Raw genomic sequence first — 17,442 nt, 5'->3', positions numbered from 1 at the left:
GCATGGATATGAAGCTTGCACTCAAGGACACACGAAATATCGGAGCCGCAAGAGCCAGTCAGTGGAGCTTCGAGCGCGGCCGCCGCGTCATCGGCCGGTCTCGCGATTGCGACTGGCAGATCGATGACAATGAGCGGCGCGTTTCCAAGCTACACTGCACGCTCAGCCGCGATGGCGAAGGTTTTACGATCCTTGACCAGAGCGCGAACGGCACGCTGGTCGATGGCCGCCTGCTGCTGGAAGGCGAAAGCGCGCGTCTCCGCGACGGTTCGCAAATCAACATTGGCGGGCAGGTTTTTCAGGTCGCCATCAGCGGCGATGCCGAGCTGGATTTTTCCGATCCCGACGCATCCCTGCGAATGAGTGACGAGCCGCTGACCATTTCGGCGATCCTTGCCGACATCGCCCCGAACGGCCGTTCGGCCGGCGGCGTGATGGGCAATACCGCCTCCGCCGACGACTGGTCCGAAACATGGCGCGAGGGCGCGAAGCGGAAGGCGAAATCCATTTCCCGAAATGTCGAGATCGGCTGGAGCGAACCGCCCGCGGCGCGCGGAATAGGCGCCGTTCTGCCTGATAACTGGGACGAGGAGCCGGTTGCAAGCAGCGAGCACGAACATACCGACGCACTGAACACGCCGGTGATGATCTCTCGTCCGGTTTCGGCCTCAGGTAACGAGGATTTCGACAGCGTTTTCCCGGAAACGGGCGAAGACCTGACCCTGGAGAACGCATCGGCTACTGACGCTTCGACCGCGCAGGAGATCGGCGATCTTCTGACCGCGCTGGAGCAGGAAAGCGCAGATTGTCTGGCCATTCTCGACATTGAAGGCGAGCGCGCCGGCCACGGTTCGTCAGCCTCCCTGAGCGAGCGGGTGGAAACGCTCATCCGCCAGCAGCGGCGGCTCGCCGCCTCTCTTGAAACCCTTATCCACGGCTGCACGCAAAAACTCGAGCCGAGGCTTCTCGAAGCCTCCGTCGATGCCGGTAACGATCTTCGTGCCAAAATCGAGCGCCGCGACTGGCAGGGGCTGATCATGAAGACCGACTACTGGTCCACTTACAAAAAGCAATTTGAGGAAAACGGCCGTCCATTGCCGGTCAGGCAGTTCCTGCAGCGGGCAGCGCGCGGTGAGGCCGCGCCCACGCAGGAACCTGACGCGATAACGGCCGATGCAAAGGGGGTAAACAACCACGATGAGACATGAGAACCGTGTTGCCTGGAGCGAGGGCATGTTTCTTCGCGTTCAGCATTTTCAGCAATCCGACCGCTGGACCGAACGGCTGGTGCGCAACACCACGCGCAACCTCTCGCCTTACCCGTGGGGCATCGCCGAAATCGGCGTGGACCGCAGCGCGCTGTCGATAGGGCAATTCGCCCTGTCGAACCTGCGCGGCGTTCTTCCCGATGGAACGCCTTTCGAGGCGCCGGAGGATTCCGACCTGCCGCCGCCGCTCGATCTCGACGAGAGCGTCAAGAACGCCGTTATCTATCTCGCCCTGCCGGCCCGGCAGCCGGGCAAGGCCGACATGTCCGCCAGCGGCCGCAACGATGCGAACAATGTGCGCTTCACCGCCTCCAGCTATGAGGTCTCCGACACCAATATCGAGACGGATTTCGTGGCCCCCATCGATGTCGGCCGTCTCAGCCTGAAATTCCTGAAAACCGGCGACGATCTTTCCGGTTACGATCTCATCGGTCTTGCAAGGGTCATCGAGGTCCGCTCCGACCGTGCGGTCATTCTGGACCCGGATTTCATTCCTCCGAGCCTCAGCTGCGCGGCGGCGTCCCGCCTCAACGAATTGCTGACGGAGCTTCTGGGGATCGTGCGCCACCGCGCCCAGGCGATTGCCGAACGCATCGGCGATCCGACGATCAGGGGAACGGCGGAAGTGGGCGATTATTTCCTGCTGCAAATCCTCAACCGGGCCGATCCGCTGCTGGCGCATCGCTGCGCCAACGCCACGCGTTTTCACCCCATCCGCTTTTACGAAGACTGCATCCAGCTTGCCGGCGAGCTTGCAACCTTCACCACGGACAAAAAACGCGCGACGGATTTCCCGCCCTATCGGCACGAGGACTTGAAAGCCACCTTCGGGGCGGTTTTCGACGATCTGCGCACATCGCTGTCAGCGGTCCTGGAACAGGCGGCCGTTGCGATCGAACTGGTGGAGCGCCGCCACGGCGTCCGCGTCGGCACCATCCACGACCGCACGCTGCTGCGCGATGCCGGCTTCGTGCTTGCCGTGCGCGCGGACATGGCCGCCGAAGACATTCGCCGCCGCCTGCCGGCACAGATCAAGGTGGGGCCGGTGGAGCGGATTTCCGAACTGGTCAATGTGGCGCTGCCCGGCATTCCCGTGCGCTCCCTGCCGGTCCTGCCGCGGCAATTGCCCTATCGGTCCGGCACCGTCTATTTCGAGATCGACACGCAATCACCCCTCTGGAAGCAGCTTGAGACCTCCGGCGCGATTGCCCTGCATCTGGCGGGCGAGTTCCCCGGGCTTGAGATGGAAATGTGGGCGTTACGCGAATGAGCAAGGAAAACCCCTCCTCCTGGCAGGATTTGCCGACGGTGGTCGAAATCACCGAGGAAAGCCGCCGACGCAACCAGAACGCCCGCAACATGGCGGCGATCCTCGAAGACATTGTCGAGACCGACGGGCCGGCCGGGCGAGCGAAGGCAAGCGCGGCCGCCATGCCGGTCGATCAGCTGCTCTCCGGTTTCCATTTCGGCGGCGGCGATGTGCCGACGCTCGTGCAATCGGCCGCTCCCCTTCTCAACCTCGCGCATCTCCTGCGCTTCAGCGATGCGGAGCCGGATCCCGATCAGCTTCGCCGCGCCTGCATTGAGGCGATCACCCGCTACGAACGCGATCTCGCTTCCGCCCGCATCAGCCCCGAGCGGGCAAGGGCGGCGCATTATGTCGTCTGCGCCACGGTCGATGATGTGGTTCTGAGCAAACCCTGGGGCGTGCGGGCAGGCTGGGCGCGCTCCGGCCTTGTCTCCACCTTCCACAACGATGTTACCGGCGGCGACCGGGTTTTCGACATTCTCGACCATTTCCATCAGTCGCCCGGCGCCAGCAAGGATTTGCTGCTGCTGATCTATCTGTGCCTGTCGCTGGCTTTCGAAGGGCGCACCCGCGTTTCGCCAAAGGGTGCGCTGGAGCTTTCGCGCATCCGCGACAGCCTCTACAAGACGCTGATCGGCCAATACGGCACCTTCGAACGGGAGCTTTCGCCGCACTGGAAAGGCGTGGAAGCCCGTCATACGCCATTGCGCACGATGGCCGCGCTGTGGACCCTGCTGTCCCTGATGGCGCTTGCCTTCGCGCTTGGTTATCTCTTCTTCACGCTGTCGCTCAACAACGCATCCGATGTCACTTTCGAGAGGCTCGCCCATTTGCCGCCGAACGAGACGCCGAGCGTCTTGATCGCAAGCCCGCCCCAGCCACCGACGCAGGTCGAAACGCCCAAGGTCGTGGAACAGCCGAAGCCGGTGGAGCCACGGCAACCCTCCCGGCTTGAAAAGCTGATGGCCTTCCTTCAGCCGGAAGTCGAAAAGAAGCTAGTCACACTGGCGGATGTAAACGGGCGGCTGCGCATTCGCATCAACAATTCGGGCCTGTTCTCCACCGGCAGCGCCGATGTCAGCCCGCAGTTCCGCGATCTCATCCAGCGTATCGGCGGCGCGCTTGCGGCTGAAAAATTCCGCGCCGTCGTCATCGGCTATACCGATACCGTGCCGATCAAGACGGTGGAATTTCCATCGAACTGGCACCTTTCCGAAGCCCGCGCCAAGGCGGTCGGGGACATTCTTTCACAATTCACCGGCCCGGAAGCGATCCTGACGGAAGGCCGTGCCGACAGCGACCCGATCGCCGACAACAAAACGGAGGAAGGCCGCCAGATCAACCGCAGAACGGAAATCATGGTCCTGACCAATCCCGATGAAAAACTGAGCGACGCCGGCATTCTCTCGCCGACCATCCAGAACAGTTCGGGACAGCAGCCGCAAGAGGCACAGCCATGAATCCATTGAGCTATTTTTATACGATCCGATCCTATGTCGAGAGCTATGCCGCTCTCATCGGCCGCCGTTTCCTGTCGCTATTGTGGGTGGTCGCGCTCTGCATCGTCATCTGGTTTTACGGCTATCTGGTCGCGCTGGGCGATTTCAAGCCATTGGGAACGACGCAAGCCCGGCTCATCGCCATCGGCATCGTTCTCGCCGTATGGCTGATCTATATCGCCGTCACCATCTATCGCGGCCGCAAGCAGGACAAGGAACTCGTCGACAGTATCGAGCGCGAAGCCCTGGCCAACCGTCAGGCCGAAGTCGGCGAGATCCAGATGCGTCTCAAGGAAGCGCTGGCGCTGCTGCGACGGGTCACGAAAAAGCGTTTCGGTTATATTTACGACCTTCCCTGGTACGTGATTTTCGGCGCACCCGGCTCCGGCAAGACGACGGCGCTCACCAATTCCGGCCTGCAATTTCCGCTTGGCGATGCGCTCGGCGAAAACGCGGTAAAGGGCATTGGCGGCACACGCAACTGCAACTGGTGGTTCGCCGATGAGGCGATATTGATCGACACCGCCGGCCGCTACACCACACAGGACGACCTCGATGGCTCATCCAAAGCCGGCTGGGAAGGATTCCTCGGCCTTCTGAGACGCTATCGCCGGTTGCAGCCGATCAACGGCGCGCTGGTGACATTGTCCATCCCCGATCTTCTCACCCGCGATCCCGAGGAACAACGGCAGGAACTGCGCTCCATCCGCCAGAGGCTTTCGGAACTGGACGAATATCTGCATGCCCGCGTCCCGGTCTATATCGTGCTGACCAAGGCCGATCTGCTGCATGGTTTCGTCGAATTCTTCGACGGTTTCAACAAGACCGACCGCCAGCAGGTATGGGGCACCACCTTCAAGCTGGATGAGAGCCATACCGCCGAGAACCTGCCGCAACGCCTGACGGAAGAGTTCGAACTGCTGCAACAGCGGGTCGATGCGATGCTGATCGAGCGCCTGCAGCAGGAGCAGAATGCCGAGACGCGCGGCCGCATCTTCCGTTTCCCCGCCGAACTTGCGCGGTTGAAAGACCGGCTCCATGAGGCCCTGACCGAACTTTGCGCCCGGTCTCCGCTCATCGAAGCGCCGCTTTTGCGTGGCGTTTATCTCGCTTCGGGAACGCAGCCGGAAACGGAAAGGGCTCCCGCAGCGGCCAGAACCCGCCGAAGCTACTTCCTGTCGCGGCTGTTCAAGGATGTCATCTTCCCCGAAGCCGCGCTGGTGATGCGCGACAAGCGCCTTTCCGGCCGGCAATTGCTGGTGCGGCGCATCGCCTATGGTGTTTCGGCCGCCGCGGTCGCCATCGTCTTCACCGGCTGGATTTTCACCTATTTCGCCAATACGCAGGCGCTTGCCGAAGCGGATCGTAAACTTGGCGCTTATGAACAGCTCGTTCAGGGCATTCCCGTGCGCGATGTTTCCGACGCCGATTTTCTCCGCATCCTTCCGGCGCTCGACAATCTGCGCGATGTCAATTCCGGCTTTGCCCGCGAGAGAGTGTGGAATGTCAGCTTCGGGCTCGATCAGGAAGACAAGATCGCCGGACGGCAGCGTGACGCCTATCAGCGCGCGCTCAACGCCCTGTTCCTGCCGCGCATGATCGTGCAGCTCCAGAAACAGCTCAAGGACGAAAAGGACGTCACGCGCACCTTCAATTCGCTGAAGCTCTATGGAATGCTCGGCGGCATGGGTGCGCTGGACCCCGATTTCCTGACCGTGCAGACACAGCAGATGTTCGCATCCCTCTATCCCGGCGATGGACGGGCGGCGGCGAGAGAAGCGCTCGACCAGCATGCGAAAGCGCTGGCAGACGGCGTGCTCGCCCCGATTGAGCTAGACGCACGGCTCATCGCAACTGCCCGTGAAACCATCCGCAACCAGGCTGTCGGCACGCGCGCCTATGATATTCTCGCCGGTCTTCCGCAGGCGCGGGAACTGATGGAATGGACACCCGCCGCGGCCTTCGGCCCGCTGGGAGAGCGCGCCTTCGAGCGGCGCAGCAAAGCGCCGATGGCGGAAGGCATCGAAGGTCTTTTCACGGCGGAGGGATATCGCAGCGTCGTTATTCCGCAGGTCGCCCATGCGGCCCGTATCGCACTTTCCGAAGGATGGGTGCGCGGTTCCGATGATGCACTCCGTGGCGCAACGGTCGAACAGGTGGCGCAGGCCGCGCTGCAAATCTATTTCGACCGTTTCGAGAAAAAATGGGCCGATACGCTGGCCGACCTTCGGGTCAAGCCGTCCCAGACCCTTGGCGACGCCGTGGAAACAACCCGCGCGCTTGCCAATGAACGCAATATCGTGGTGGAGGCTGCGAGATCGATCGCGGAGGCGACCGATCTGCGCCCCGGAGCAAACCCCGCCGCCCTCGCCTCCGCCGCTGAAGGCGACGCGACCGCAGCCGTTCTGGCCGCCACGGTAAACGCGGCCGATCCCTATGCGAGACTGCGCGACATGCTGGCGGCGAAAGGCGCGGCCACAACGGGCGAGCAGGCCAATGGCGGCAAGGCCGGAGGTTCGCCATCGGAACAGTTGCTCGCGCATTTCAAGATGCTGAACGAGCAGCTTGCCCGCTCGGCAACCACCTCCGACGAAGTCGCCAAGGTGTTCGACGTAGATAGCCAACTCACCAAGGCCAATCAGGATCTGTTGCAGCAGGCCCGTGAGTTGCCGGCGCCCCTCGATGTGTGGGTGGCGGGCGTGGCGGCGGATGTCGGATCGCTTGCGGTCAAATCCGCCCGCAGCCGCATTGCCGAACTCTGGGCGGCCGATGCGGCATCGCTGTGCTCTTCCATCGTGACCGGGCGTTATCCTTTCGACAGGTCGTCTTCCCGCGATGTCGCCATCGCGGATTTCACCCGTCTCTTCGGGCCGACCGGGGTTTTCCAGTCCTTCTTCAAACAGCGAATGGAAGCCTTTGTCGACGAGACCACCAACCCCTGGAGCTGGAAAGGCACTTTCGGCGCCGCCGGCATTCCAAGCAGCGCCGTCGCTCAGTTCGAGAATGCCGACAAGATTTCGCGTGCCTTTTTTCCGAATGGCAGCGAGACGCCGGCGGTGTCGATCAATGTCAAACCCGTTTCGCTCACCAATGCCTCCAGCGCGGTGATGCTGGAAATCGAAGGCGAGCGGGTGGTTTATTATCACGGGCCCATTCAGGCGAAATCGATCACCTGGCCGTCGCGTGAAAACACGGCGAGCCTGTCGCGCATCGCTTTCCAGCCGGGCGGCTGGCAGCAGGCGAAAACCGAAAACGGCGACTGGTCGCCATTCCGGCTGTTCGATGGCGCCGATATCGAAAACCAGTCGGGCGACCTGCTGCGGGTGCGATTTGCGAATGGCGGACAGGCTGCCGAATTCGATATTCAGTTCGGCTCAGTTCTCAACCCGTTCAGGCTGGACGCCATCGCCGGCTTTGCCTGCCCCGCGCAATTTTAGCGGCGGGGCGGCGCACCGTTTTTTTAAGGAGGGGATCTATGATGAAAGCAACGACAAAAAGCACCGCGGTCAATAACGACTGATGGCCAATCAGGCATCGAGGCCCGCGGAGACCGCAGCGGAAAGTGATCGCATCGGTTTCTTCGGCAAGGTCCCCAGCCATGGCGACTTCATCTCCGACGGGCTTGAACGGGAGCTGATCGGGACATTTGACGACTGGATGCGATCCGGCCTGCATGCCTGCGCAGACCTGTTTTCGGGCCGATGGCCCGAAATATTCACCTCATCGCCGCCCATACGCTTCATCATCGAAAGCGGGATATGGGGAAACTGCGCCTATGCCGGCGTGCTGGTGCCCAGTGCAGACCGGGTGGGGCGCAAATATCCGCTTGCCATTATTGCCCAGCTCAATAGCTTCCGGAAACATCCGAGAACACTTTATCTCGACGACACCTGGTTCATGGCCGCCGAGGCGCTGGCCGAAACATCCATGACGGGCGATTTCGACATGTCCCGGTTTAACACCTCCGTTAAAAAACTGCGCCTGCCGAAACCACGGGAAGAGGATGACGCGCCGGAAATGGTGCGCAGCCACACACCGACCAGCCTCTGGTGGCGCATCGATCCCGTCAGCCGCCGCGCCCGCGGTCTCAAATTCGACGGCAAACCGAAAGCTTCCGATTTCCTGCGCCTCTTCAGCGACATGGCAGGCAAGGGCGAAGAGAACGGCTCGACACCCGTACAGACGCAGGAAAGTTCGAGACAAAAAACTCCGCCCGTGATGACGCCCGCGCCCGCACCGCCAACGGAACAGCCGTCACCGGTCATCTATAGCTATGCCACGCACCCCGGAACACGGCTCTCCCTGAACGCGGATTCGCTCTTCGTTTCCCAGACCCCTGCCCTCTTCGCCATAGCAGATGGACAGGGCGACACGCACAGCGCCGTGGAAGCCGCACGTCTGGCCACAAATATTCTTGCCGAGACGCCCGATGCCGAAAGCCCCGAGGTGATGGCGCAGCAGATCAGGGGAAAGCTCGGCACCGTCAACAGCCTGCTTCTTTCCCGGCAAACCATGGGCGCTGACGGCAGGCCGATGGCAAGCGTCATCATTGCCTCCATTATCGGCCGAAGGTTGAGCGTCCTGTGGTCCGGCGACGCGCGCGCCTATCTCCTGAAAAACGGAACCATGCATCAGCTTTCGCGCGATCACGTCGTTGTCGGCATGAAAAGGCAGCTTTCGCAATGTGTCGGCCTTTCCCAGCAGTTCCGCCCGGACATCGTCGGGGAAGACTGGGGTTCGCAGGACAGGCTGCTCCTGTGCAGCTATCCGCTGGTACAAATCCTGAAGGAGCGGGCCATTGCCGAGATTGTCGGCGACACCCCGATCAAGGATTGCGCCAGCGCCCTGATCCAGGAAGCATTGATCGAGGACGCACGCGAGAATGTCAGCGCCATCGTGATTGGAAACCGGCTTGAGCAAGGGTAAACAATCCGGCGATGGGCCTGCCTACCCGCAGGTTGCCGAGCGCTTTTCCGATCTGTGGCAAACCATCCGCCATGACGGCACGCGGGAAAGGCCTGCCGAAGAACAGAAAGACCTGATCGATCAGGTCAGAAATGCGCTGGATCGGCAAATCTCGCATTTTTCCGATGCGAAACCCGGCTGGATCGCCGACAGTTTTGCCCTTGAACGGATCGCCTACGAAAGCGAAAACACGCTGCTGCTGCAAGTGCGGCACCGCGATCTCGGCTCCCTTCATGCCCTGAAAACCACACCACCGGCGTTGAGAAACGACGCGGCGCTGCTGCAAAGATTACGCGAGGAGGCGCAGGTCGGCCTGACGCTACGCCATCCGTGTCTGGTGGAAACATCGGCGCTGCTGAGACTGGCCGATGGCCGGCCGGGCCTGTTGCAGCCATGGTTTTCGCAATCATTGGCGTCGCTTGCATCGCAGACGCCGGTTACCGCGCCGCAGGCGATTACAATCCTTCGCCGCCTGCTGGAAGGGCTGAGCGCCATACATGCACGGGGGTACGTCCATTGCGATGTAACGCCAGCCAATATTCTGCTGGAGGACGGCGATTTCGAAACGGGCAGGCTTGGCGATTTCGGCATTGCGCTGGAGATCGGCCAAAAACACGCGGACCGAGGCATGAGCTTTGCCGCCTCGCGCGAATTTGCAGCACCTGAACGGATGCGGGACGCAACCGCAAAGCCGGATCAGGATATATTCTCCGTGGGGCGGCTCGCCCGGCGGCTTAGCGCTACGGATGAGATACTAACAACGCAAAGGCTGACGGATTTTGCGGACGCCTGTTGCCGGGACGAACCCGCGTCGCGACCGCCATCGGCGATGGAAGCGCTACAGCTTCTGTAGCGCCTCATTGGTCAGTTGCCGCTGCCGGGAAGCGGTGCTGCCGCCGTCGGCACGCTCTTCTGGAACACGGTCAGGAGCTTGGCCGAATCCACCAGCGGCGCGTTGCTGGCATAGAGCACGTCGCCCTTCTGCATCTGGAAGAGCTGCATGAGCGCAATGCTGGAAGCATCGCGCATATTGACGTGATAAATCACCGGCCGCATGGTCGTGGCCGTCGCGACCGGGCCTTTCGCGCCCGATGCAGCTGCCGACGGCACTTGAATGATCTCGTTGCGGAAGACATAGACATTGCGCGCGTCCGCACGGTCATCCAGCAATCCGCCGGCGCGGCCAACAGCCTGCGCGAGGGTCAGTTTTCCGGCTTCGAACTGGAATTCGCCGGCGCTTTTGAAAGCGCCGAGCGCGGTGTAGCTCGCCACATCGCCATCGATCATGATCTGATCGTCCGGCGACAGGCGGATATTCTGGCGGTCTTCCCGCATGACGCGGTCAAGCGGCGCACTGGCCCTGTGCGAGCCACGAACGACGGTAACGGTGGCAGCGCCCGGAGCGACAGTCGGACCGCCGGCCTGATTGAGCGCGTCGAGCACCCGCTCCTGACGGGCTGTGAGCGTTATTTTTCCGGGGTTTTTCACCGCGCCGCTAAGCATGACGGCGCTTGTCGGCTTGTCGACGACGGTGACGACCGCCTGCGGGTTCACGGCCGATCCCTTGAGCCCGGCAACGACCTGCGATTGCAGCCCCTCAGGCGTCGAATCCACCACCCTTTGTTTGCCGACGAAGGGGATATTCACCGATCCGCTCTGATCCACCGTAAAGCGTCCGAGATTGAGCGTCTTGCTTTGCGTCGGGGAGAAAAGCCCGTCTTCGCCCGTATCCAGCACGGTGATGTCGATCACGTCGCCGCGACGCAACCTCTGGGCGTTGTAACCGGTGTTGCGAAGTGCTGTGAGGCCGGGACCGGAGGCATTCTGCAGGCCTCCGGCGGAAACCGTGGCCGCCGGCGCATTCGCCAGCTCAATGACGGGGATTTTTTCGTTGGTTCGAGGGAAAGTCGCAGATCGGATATTGCCTGCGGTCGGTCCGTCAGATGGCTTTGCACATGCGCTCAAAAGAGCCACCAGCAAAACCGCCCCCAACTTTTTCATCCCTCATCCCCTTGATGATTCAACCTGACGCAGAGATAACATCCAGACACGTCATCGCAACAACTTTAGCGGTTGCAATTTAGCGAAAACTTGTCTTCCGGAGAAAAGGTGTGACCATTCCGCAACCTTTTCGGAACCGCCTGCCGCAAACCCCAACAATGTACCGATGAGAAATGACCGGTCCTCACAGACTGGCGCCGGCCGGCGACATTCAATGGAACGGTTTTGCAGTCGAGGAGTTTGTTTTCTGCAAACCAAGACAGGAGCAAGAACAATGGATCACACCAATCACGTACGCCTGGTTGAAACCGAACTGACGCCGTCCGTTCTTGAAGGCGCCACCGTTTATGGTGCAGACGATCACAAGGTCGGCAAGGTCGATCATGTCCACGGCGTCGGGGCAGGCAGCACCGCCATCATCGATGTCGGCGGCTTTCTTGGTATCGGCGCAAAGCCGGTCGCAGTACCGCTCAGCGATCTTGATTTCATGCGGGATGAGGACGGCGATGTCCACGCGGTCACTTCATGGACCAAGGACCAGCTGAAAGAAATGCCCGAGCATCGTCATTAATAGCATTGTCATTCACTAGGAGGAGCGCCCAGCTGTTTGCCGGGCGTTCTTTATTTTCGGGCAGGTGCTTGCGCATCAGACCCCCGCGCAGATCAAACGGCGAGGAAACCGCCATCGACCGGCAATACGGCTCCGGAAATCATGCGGCTGTCATCCGACAGAAGCAGCGCGATGCTCTGAGCCACTTCTTCCGCTTCGGCGAACCGGTTGAGCGGATGGCGAACCATCATCGGCTGGCTTTTCGCCGGGTCGTTCCATGCTTCTGCGGCCAGTTCGGTGAGGGTGATGGTCGGTGCAACCGCGTTGACGCGGATACCGTGCGGGCCAAGCTCCTTGGCAAGAACGCGGGTTGCCCCTTCCAGCCCGGCCTTGGACGCCGCGTAGCAGAGGTGATCCTGAAAACCGCGGTGACCAGCGATGGAAGTGATGTTGACGATGGCGCCGCCGCCACCATTCGCCACGCGGGCGCGGGCAAATTCCTGACATGTAACCAAAGCCGCGCGCAGATTGATGCCGAGAACAGCTTCATAACCCGCATCGCTCATATCCAGCACGCTTTCGAGCACGTTGATGCCGGCGCTGTTGATCAGGAAATCGCAGGGGCCGGCTTCCTTCATGGCGGCGCGGGTGGCCGCGACATCGGCAAGATCGACGCGGATCGAACGGCCGCCGATTTCGCTTTTCAGGCTGTCGAGATCGGACTGGGTGCGGCTGATCGCCACCACTTCCGCACCGCGCGCGGCCATCAGGCGGGCGCAGGCGCGGCCGATGCCTTTGCCTGCGCCGGTGATGATGACGGATTTTCCGGAAAACTGCATGGAATCCTCTTTATTTTGCGGCCATGACGGCCGGATGATCTAAACTTTTGACAGCGCTCAGGAATGGCTGGCGGCACGAATGGCGCGCGCGGCATTTTGCAGCGCCAGAAATGCGTCGTAACGGGACTGGTGCACCCGCTGAAAAGCGGGATCGGGTGCGGAACTGCTGGCGATGCGGGACATGGCCGGCATCGCGGCGATAAGATCCGGATAGGCTCCTGCGGCAACCGCACCCAGCATGGCCGAGCCGAGAAGCACAGGCTCCTCGCATTCAGTCAGCTCCACGGGAAGCCCCGTCGCGTCCGCCAGCAGCTGCCGGGCAAGCGGATGCGCACCCGCCCCGCCGCTGACGCTGATGGTTTCCACCGGCGCGCCGTTGCGGGCCTGTGTTTCGAGGATCTGGCGAAGCCCGTAACCGAGGCCGAGAAGCCCCGCCACATAAAGCGCGACGAGGGAATCCACGCCCGTCTCCATGCCGTAACCGGCGATGACGGCGCGGGCATGGGGATCGGCAAAGGGCGCGCGGTTACCGAGAAATTCCGGCACCACGTGAAAATCCTCGGCGATCTTTGCGGCAGCGGAAGCGGATGCGGCAAGATTGAGCGCCCGGTCAGCGAGCCATACCGGCAATGCTTTATCTTCCTTAGCGGCAAGCGCCTTCGCCTCTGCATAGGCCGGGTGCAGTTGCACGAGATAATCGATGGCCGCGCCGGCGGCAGACTGGCCGCCTTCATTGAGCCATGCCCCGGGAACCATGGCGGAATAATAAGGACCCCATACCCCCGGCACGAAGGCGGGTTCAGCGGTGGTCGTCATCGTGCAGGACGAAGTGCCGAAAACGTAACCGAGGCACCGCGACGCATTGCCGCCCGCAGCCACCGTGCCGACGCCGCCGGCATGGGCGTCGATCAGACCTGCCGCAACCGCAGTGCCCGCAACCAGACCCATGGCTGTTGCCGCGTCTTTCGTCAAACCGTTACCCAGCGCCGTGCCGGGATGGACGACACTTTGACCGATGCGGCGAAAACCCTGTTCGGCGAGATCGCCAAGCCCGATGCGGGTGAAATACTCCGCATCCCAACGGTTCTCATGGGCCAGATAAGTCCATTTGCAGGTCACCGTGCAGGCGGAGCGATCAAGCGCGCCGGAGGCCTTCCACGTCAGAAAATCCGTGAGGTCGAAGAAGTGCTCGGCCCGGGCATAGATGTCGGGCCTGTTTTCGCTGAGCCACAGCAGTTTCGGCGTCTGCATTTCCGGGGAAATACGGCCGCCGACATATTTCAGCACGGCGTGTTCGCCGGCATTGATGCGCTCCGCCTGTTCGACGGCGCGGTGATCCATCCAGACGATGATATCCCGCTCGGGATGATCGGGTGCGCCAACCGGCAGGGTCTCATCTTCCGGTCCACGCACCACCAGCGAGCAGGTGGCATCGAAACCGATACCGGCGACCTCGGCGGGGTCGATGCCGGCGCGGGAAACGCTTTCCCGAACGCTGTCGCAAACGGCCTGCCATACTTCGCCGCTCGATTGTTCGGCAATGCCGCCATCCTCGCGATGCATGCCGATCGGGCGTTTGGCGGTGGCGAGAAGCTTTCCTGCGACATCGAAGACACCGGCGCGCGCCGAACCGGTCCCGACATCGACGCCAATCAGATAGGAAGCCATTTGCGATACTCCTCGGAGCGGATCATCCGGTGCTTGAACAGGGTTGAGCGGCGAGACCTTTTCCGGTTGCCCCGCCGCTCCGAAGATTTTTAAACGCGGTCGAAGTTGGTCGGCAAGACCAGCATGTCGCGGATGGTGACCGTCCGCTTGCGCGTCAGCATGTAGACAACGGCATCGGCCACTTCGCTCGCATCGATGAGGCTGCCCGATTCCTTGGCCTTGCGGAGATTTTCCTCCGGCCAGTCCGCCAGAAGTGCGGAAACAACCGGGCCGGGAGACACCTGCGCGACACGCACGCCGTGCGGGATCATCTGGCGGCGCATGCCCTGCACGAAGCTGGTGATCGCCCATTTCGAGCCCGAATAGACCGGCTCCCAATAGGTCGGGAAGTGGCCGGCAATCGAGCAGGTGACGACGATATCGCCGGTCTTGCGCTCCGACATATGCGGCACGACGGCATGGACGTTCTTCATGACGGCGTTGACGTTGAGGTTCAGCATCTTGTCGATGGCTTCGGGCGTCGTCTCGGTGAGATCGCCGCCGATATAGGTGCCGGCATTGCAATAGAGAATGTCGATATGATCGACCTTCCCGAGGATTTCGGGGATCATGGCGTTGCAGCTGTCGGCATCCAGAAGGTTTGTCACCTGCGGGATGGCGCGCTCGCCGAGCTTGGCGGCCAGATCATTCAAGGCTTTCTCGTTCCAGTCGACCATGACCACGGTTGCGCCCTGCTCCAGCAGCGCTTCGGTGGTGGCAAGCCCGATGCCGGATGCGGCGCCGGTGATGACCGCGATCTTGCCTTGCAGCGATTCAGACATTTAATTCTCCTGCGTTTATGAAGATGTTTCCGGGCCGGCTCAGCGCCATTCGCGCCCGATATAGATGGCCAGCAGAATGATGCCGCCCTTGATGACATCCTGCAGATAGGGGTTGATGCCCATCAGGTTGAGGCCGTTATTGAGAATACCGAGCAACACCGCACCGATGAGCGTGCCGAGGATGAGGCCCCTGCCGCCGGCAATCGCCGTGCCGCCGAGAACGACCGCTGCGATGGCATCCAGTTCGAAGCCGACGCCGGCATTCGGCTGACCGCTCATCAGGCGACCGGTAAGGATGAGGGCCGCAAGCGCTGCGGTGACACCCGAAATGCCGTAGACGGCAAGCTTGACGCGCTGCGTCTTCACACCCGAAAGACGGGCAGCCAGTTCGTTTCCACCGAGCGCATAGACATGGCGGCCGAAAGCCGTGCGCTGCAACAGCACCCAGGCGATGGCATAAATCACCACCATGATGACGACCGGTACCGGAACGACACCGATACGGCCGACGCCGAACCAGGAAATCCAGCTCGGAATGCCGCTGACCGGATAACCGCCGGAATAGATGAGGCCGAGGCCACGCGCCATGCCCATGGTGGCGAGCGTGACAATGATCGCCGGCATCTTGCCCCAGGCAACGAGCGCGCCGTTGAAAATGCCGATGCCGAGACCGATGAAAAGGCCAGCGGGCAAAGCAACCGCGGGAGACAGGCCGGTATTCACCATAAGCCCGGCCGACAGCGTGCCGACAAGCGCCATGACCGCACCGACCGACAGATCGATGCCGCCGGTGAGGATGACGAAGGTCATGCCGACGGCCAGAATGCCGACGACGGAAACCTGCCGCAGCACGTTCATGATGTTGTTGAGGCTGAAGAAATTGTCGCTCGCAAGCCCCATCAGGATCGACACGACAATCAGGCCCGCCAGAGGCAGGGCAAGCGGCGAACGCAGCATGGCGCTGAGACTGAAGCCGCCCGTTTTCGCGGCAGTGCCGGTATTTGCATCAAGCGACATGTTCAACTCTCCCGGTGGTGGCGTTTGTCATTATTGTTTCTGAATTGATGTCTTCGCCCTCGACCGTGGCGACGATGCCGCCGGATCGGAAAACGCAGACCCTGTCGGACATGCCGATCACTTCCGGCAGCTCCGAGGAGATCATGATGATCGAATGGCCTTTGGCGGCGAATTCGCGCATCAGCGAATAAATTTCCGCCTTTGCGCCGACATCGATGCCGCGTGTCGGCTCATCGAAGATCAGCACGCGCATGTCATGATTGAGCCAGCGGGCAATGACGATCTTTTGCTGGTTGCCGCCGGACAGGGTATCGACACGGGCATAAGGCCCTTGCGCCTTCACCTGCACCTGCGCCATGGCCTTCGTCGTATGCTCCAGTTCCTTCTTGAGATCGAGGAACCAGTGGGCCTTGCGGTATTTGCGATAATTGTTGAGCGAAATATTCTGCAGGATGGAGAAGCTGGTGATCAGCCCCTCCTCCTTGCGGCTTTCCGGCAAAAGGCCGATGCCGCGCATCAGCGCATCATCGGGGCCGGAAAAACGCGTCTCCACACCATCGAGCTTGATCTTGCGACGCGAGGCTGAATGCGCCCCGAGCATGGCGAGAACAGTTTCCGTACGGCCCGAGCCGACAAGCCCGGCAAAACCAAGGATTTCGCCCTTGCGCAGCGCGAAACGCGAGACAGGACCGCCCTTCTTCAATTGCAGCTCTTCCACTTCGATCACCTTTGCGGCGGAAGGATCAAGTTGCGGCTTGGGCGGGAAGCTGGCTTCGATGCGCCGGCCGACCATCATCTCCACCAGCCGATCATTATCGACCTCCGAGGTCAGGCACGAGCCGATCAACTCGCCATCGCGCAGAACGGTAATGCGGTCGCAGATCTCGAATATTTCTTCGAGGTGGTGCGAAATGAAGATGATTGCCACGCCCTGACGGCGCAACTCACGCATGACCTTGAACAGATGTTCGGTCTCGGAAGGCGTCAGCGTGGCGGTCGGCTCGTCGAGCACGAGAATGCGGGCATCAAGCGACAGCGCCTTGGCGATTTCGACAAATTGCTGCTGGGCGACGGACAGGCGATGCACCGGCACGTCCAGCGGAACATCCACGGCGAGCCGGCCCATGATTTCCGCTGCGCGCTTGCGCATGGCACCCTTGTTCAAAAGGCGCAGCGGCCCGCGGATCTCGCGGGCAAGGAACATGTTTTCAACGGCATTGAGATAAGGGATCAGGCTGAATTCCTGAAACACGATGCCGACGCCGGCGGCAATCGCCTCATCGTAATTGGCGAAGCGGCGATCCGTGCCGTCGATGCGGATCGTTCCCTCGGATGGCTGCAAAATGCCGCACAGGATTTTCATCAGCGTCGACTTGCCGGCGCCGTTTTCGCCCAGAAGCGCATGCACCTCACCGGCGCGCGCCTCAAGGTCGACGCCGCGCAGGACTTCGATCTTGCCAAAGCTTTTTCTTATTCCATTCAGTTCCAGCATTTCACCCTCCTCA

At 61.5% G+C, this 17,442-nt stretch carries 13 protein-coding genes; 7 read left to right on the top strand and 6 right to left on the bottom strand.

Features of this window, described 5'->3' with window-relative positions; genetic code table 11:
* The first annotated feature begins 2 nt into the window (after nt 1-2).
* The 6 genes from ACQZ5G_RS20195 (at nt 3) to ACQZ5G_RS20170 (ending at nt 9,894) form a co-directional block, all read left to right on the top strand.
* Nucleotides 3-1,208: a type VI secretion system-associated FHA domain protein gene (locus tag ACQZ5G_RS20195; RefSeq protein WP_448738674.1), complete on the top strand. Its 1,206-nt coding sequence runs from the start codon at nt 3-5 to the stop codon at nt 1,206-1,208.
* Nucleotides 1,198-2,538, top strand: coding sequence for a type VI secretion system baseplate subunit TssK (gene tssK, locus ACQZ5G_RS20190; protein WP_448738675.1), 1,341 nt, complete (start codon nt 1,198-1,200; stop codon nt 2,536-2,538). The genes ACQZ5G_RS20195 and tssK overlap by 11 nt, the downstream gene beginning before the upstream one ends.
* Complete coding sequence (gene tssL, locus ACQZ5G_RS20185) at nt 2,535-4,037, top strand: type VI secretion system protein TssL, long form (protein ID WP_448738676.1); 1,503 nt, start codon at nt 2,535-2,537, stop codon at nt 4,035-4,037. The genes tssK and tssL overlap by 4 nt, the downstream gene beginning before the upstream one ends.
* Entirely contained in the window at nt 4,034-7,513 is a 3,480-nt protein-coding gene (gene tssM / locus ACQZ5G_RS20180) for a type VI secretion system membrane subunit TssM (protein ID WP_448738677.1), read from the top strand. Before tssL ends, tssM begins: the two co-directional genes overlap by 4 nt.
* An 82-nt stretch (nt 7,514-7,595) precedes the next feature.
* The gene (tagF, locus tag ACQZ5G_RS20175) at nt 7,596-9,002 is read left to right on the top strand and encodes a type VI secretion system-associated protein TagF (RefSeq protein ID WP_448738678.1); all 1,407 of its coding nucleotides are present in this window, start codon (nt 7,596-7,598) and stop codon (nt 9,000-9,002) included.
* A complete protein-coding gene (locus tag ACQZ5G_RS20170; RefSeq protein ID WP_448738679.1) occupies nt 8,989-9,894 on the top strand; it encodes a protein kinase domain-containing protein in 906 nt (301 codons plus the stop codon). The genes tagF and ACQZ5G_RS20170 overlap by 14 nt, the downstream gene beginning before the upstream one ends.
* 11 nt (nt 9,895-9,905) lie before the next feature.
* Here the strand turns inward: ACQZ5G_RS20170 and ACQZ5G_RS20165 are convergent, their stop codons facing one another.
* Complete coding sequence (locus tag ACQZ5G_RS20165) at nt 9,906-11,042, bottom strand: polysaccharide biosynthesis/export family protein (RefSeq protein WP_448738680.1); 1,137 nt, start codon at nt 11,040-11,042, stop codon at nt 9,906-9,908.
* A 274-nt stretch (nt 11,043-11,316) separates the two neighbouring features.
* Between ACQZ5G_RS20165 and ACQZ5G_RS20160 the strand changes: the two genes are divergently transcribed.
* A complete protein-coding gene (locus ACQZ5G_RS20160; RefSeq protein ID WP_078052845.1) occupies nt 11,317-11,613 on the top strand; it encodes a PRC-barrel domain-containing protein in 297 nt (98 codons plus the stop codon).
* A gap of 92 nt (nt 11,614-11,705) precedes the next feature.
* On the opposite strand, the gene ACQZ5G_RS20155 is transcribed toward ACQZ5G_RS20160, so the two are convergent.
* From ACQZ5G_RS20155 to ACQZ5G_RS20135, 5 genes are all read right to left on the bottom strand, one after another.
* Complete coding sequence (locus tag ACQZ5G_RS20155) at nt 11,706-12,431, bottom strand: SDR family oxidoreductase (protein ID WP_135398325.1); 726 nt, start codon at nt 12,429-12,431, stop codon at nt 11,706-11,708.
* Between the two features lie 57 nt (nt 12,432-12,488).
* Nucleotides 12,489-14,099 carry an FGGY-family carbohydrate kinase gene (locus ACQZ5G_RS20150; protein WP_448738681.1) on the bottom strand — a complete coding sequence of 537 codons (1,611 nt, stop codon included), beginning with the start codon at nt 14,097-14,099 and terminating at the stop codon, nt 12,489-12,491.
* A gap of 89 nt (nt 14,100-14,188) precedes the next feature.
* Nucleotides 14,189-14,920 (bottom strand): SDR family oxidoreductase, encoded by a 732-nt coding sequence (locus tag ACQZ5G_RS20145; RefSeq protein ID WP_448738682.1) that lies wholly within the window; start codon nt 14,918-14,920, stop codon nt 14,189-14,191.
* A 39-nt stretch (nt 14,921-14,959) separates the two neighbouring features.
* Nucleotides 14,960-15,937 (bottom strand): ABC transporter permease, encoded by a 978-nt coding sequence (locus ACQZ5G_RS20140; RefSeq protein ID WP_448738683.1) that lies wholly within the window; start codon nt 15,935-15,937, stop codon nt 14,960-14,962.
* Nucleotides 15,927-17,429, bottom strand: a complete 1,503-nt coding sequence (locus ACQZ5G_RS20135; protein ID WP_448738684.1) for a sugar ABC transporter ATP-binding protein — start codon at nt 17,427-17,429, stop codon at nt 15,927-15,929. The genes ACQZ5G_RS20140 and ACQZ5G_RS20135 overlap by 11 nt, the downstream gene beginning before the upstream one ends.
* Between the last annotated feature and the right edge of the window lie 13 nt (nt 17,430-17,442).

The organism is Agrobacterium sp. 22-214-1, from assembly GCF_053522465.1.
This window is presented reverse-complemented; position numbering and strand designations above follow the sequence as displayed.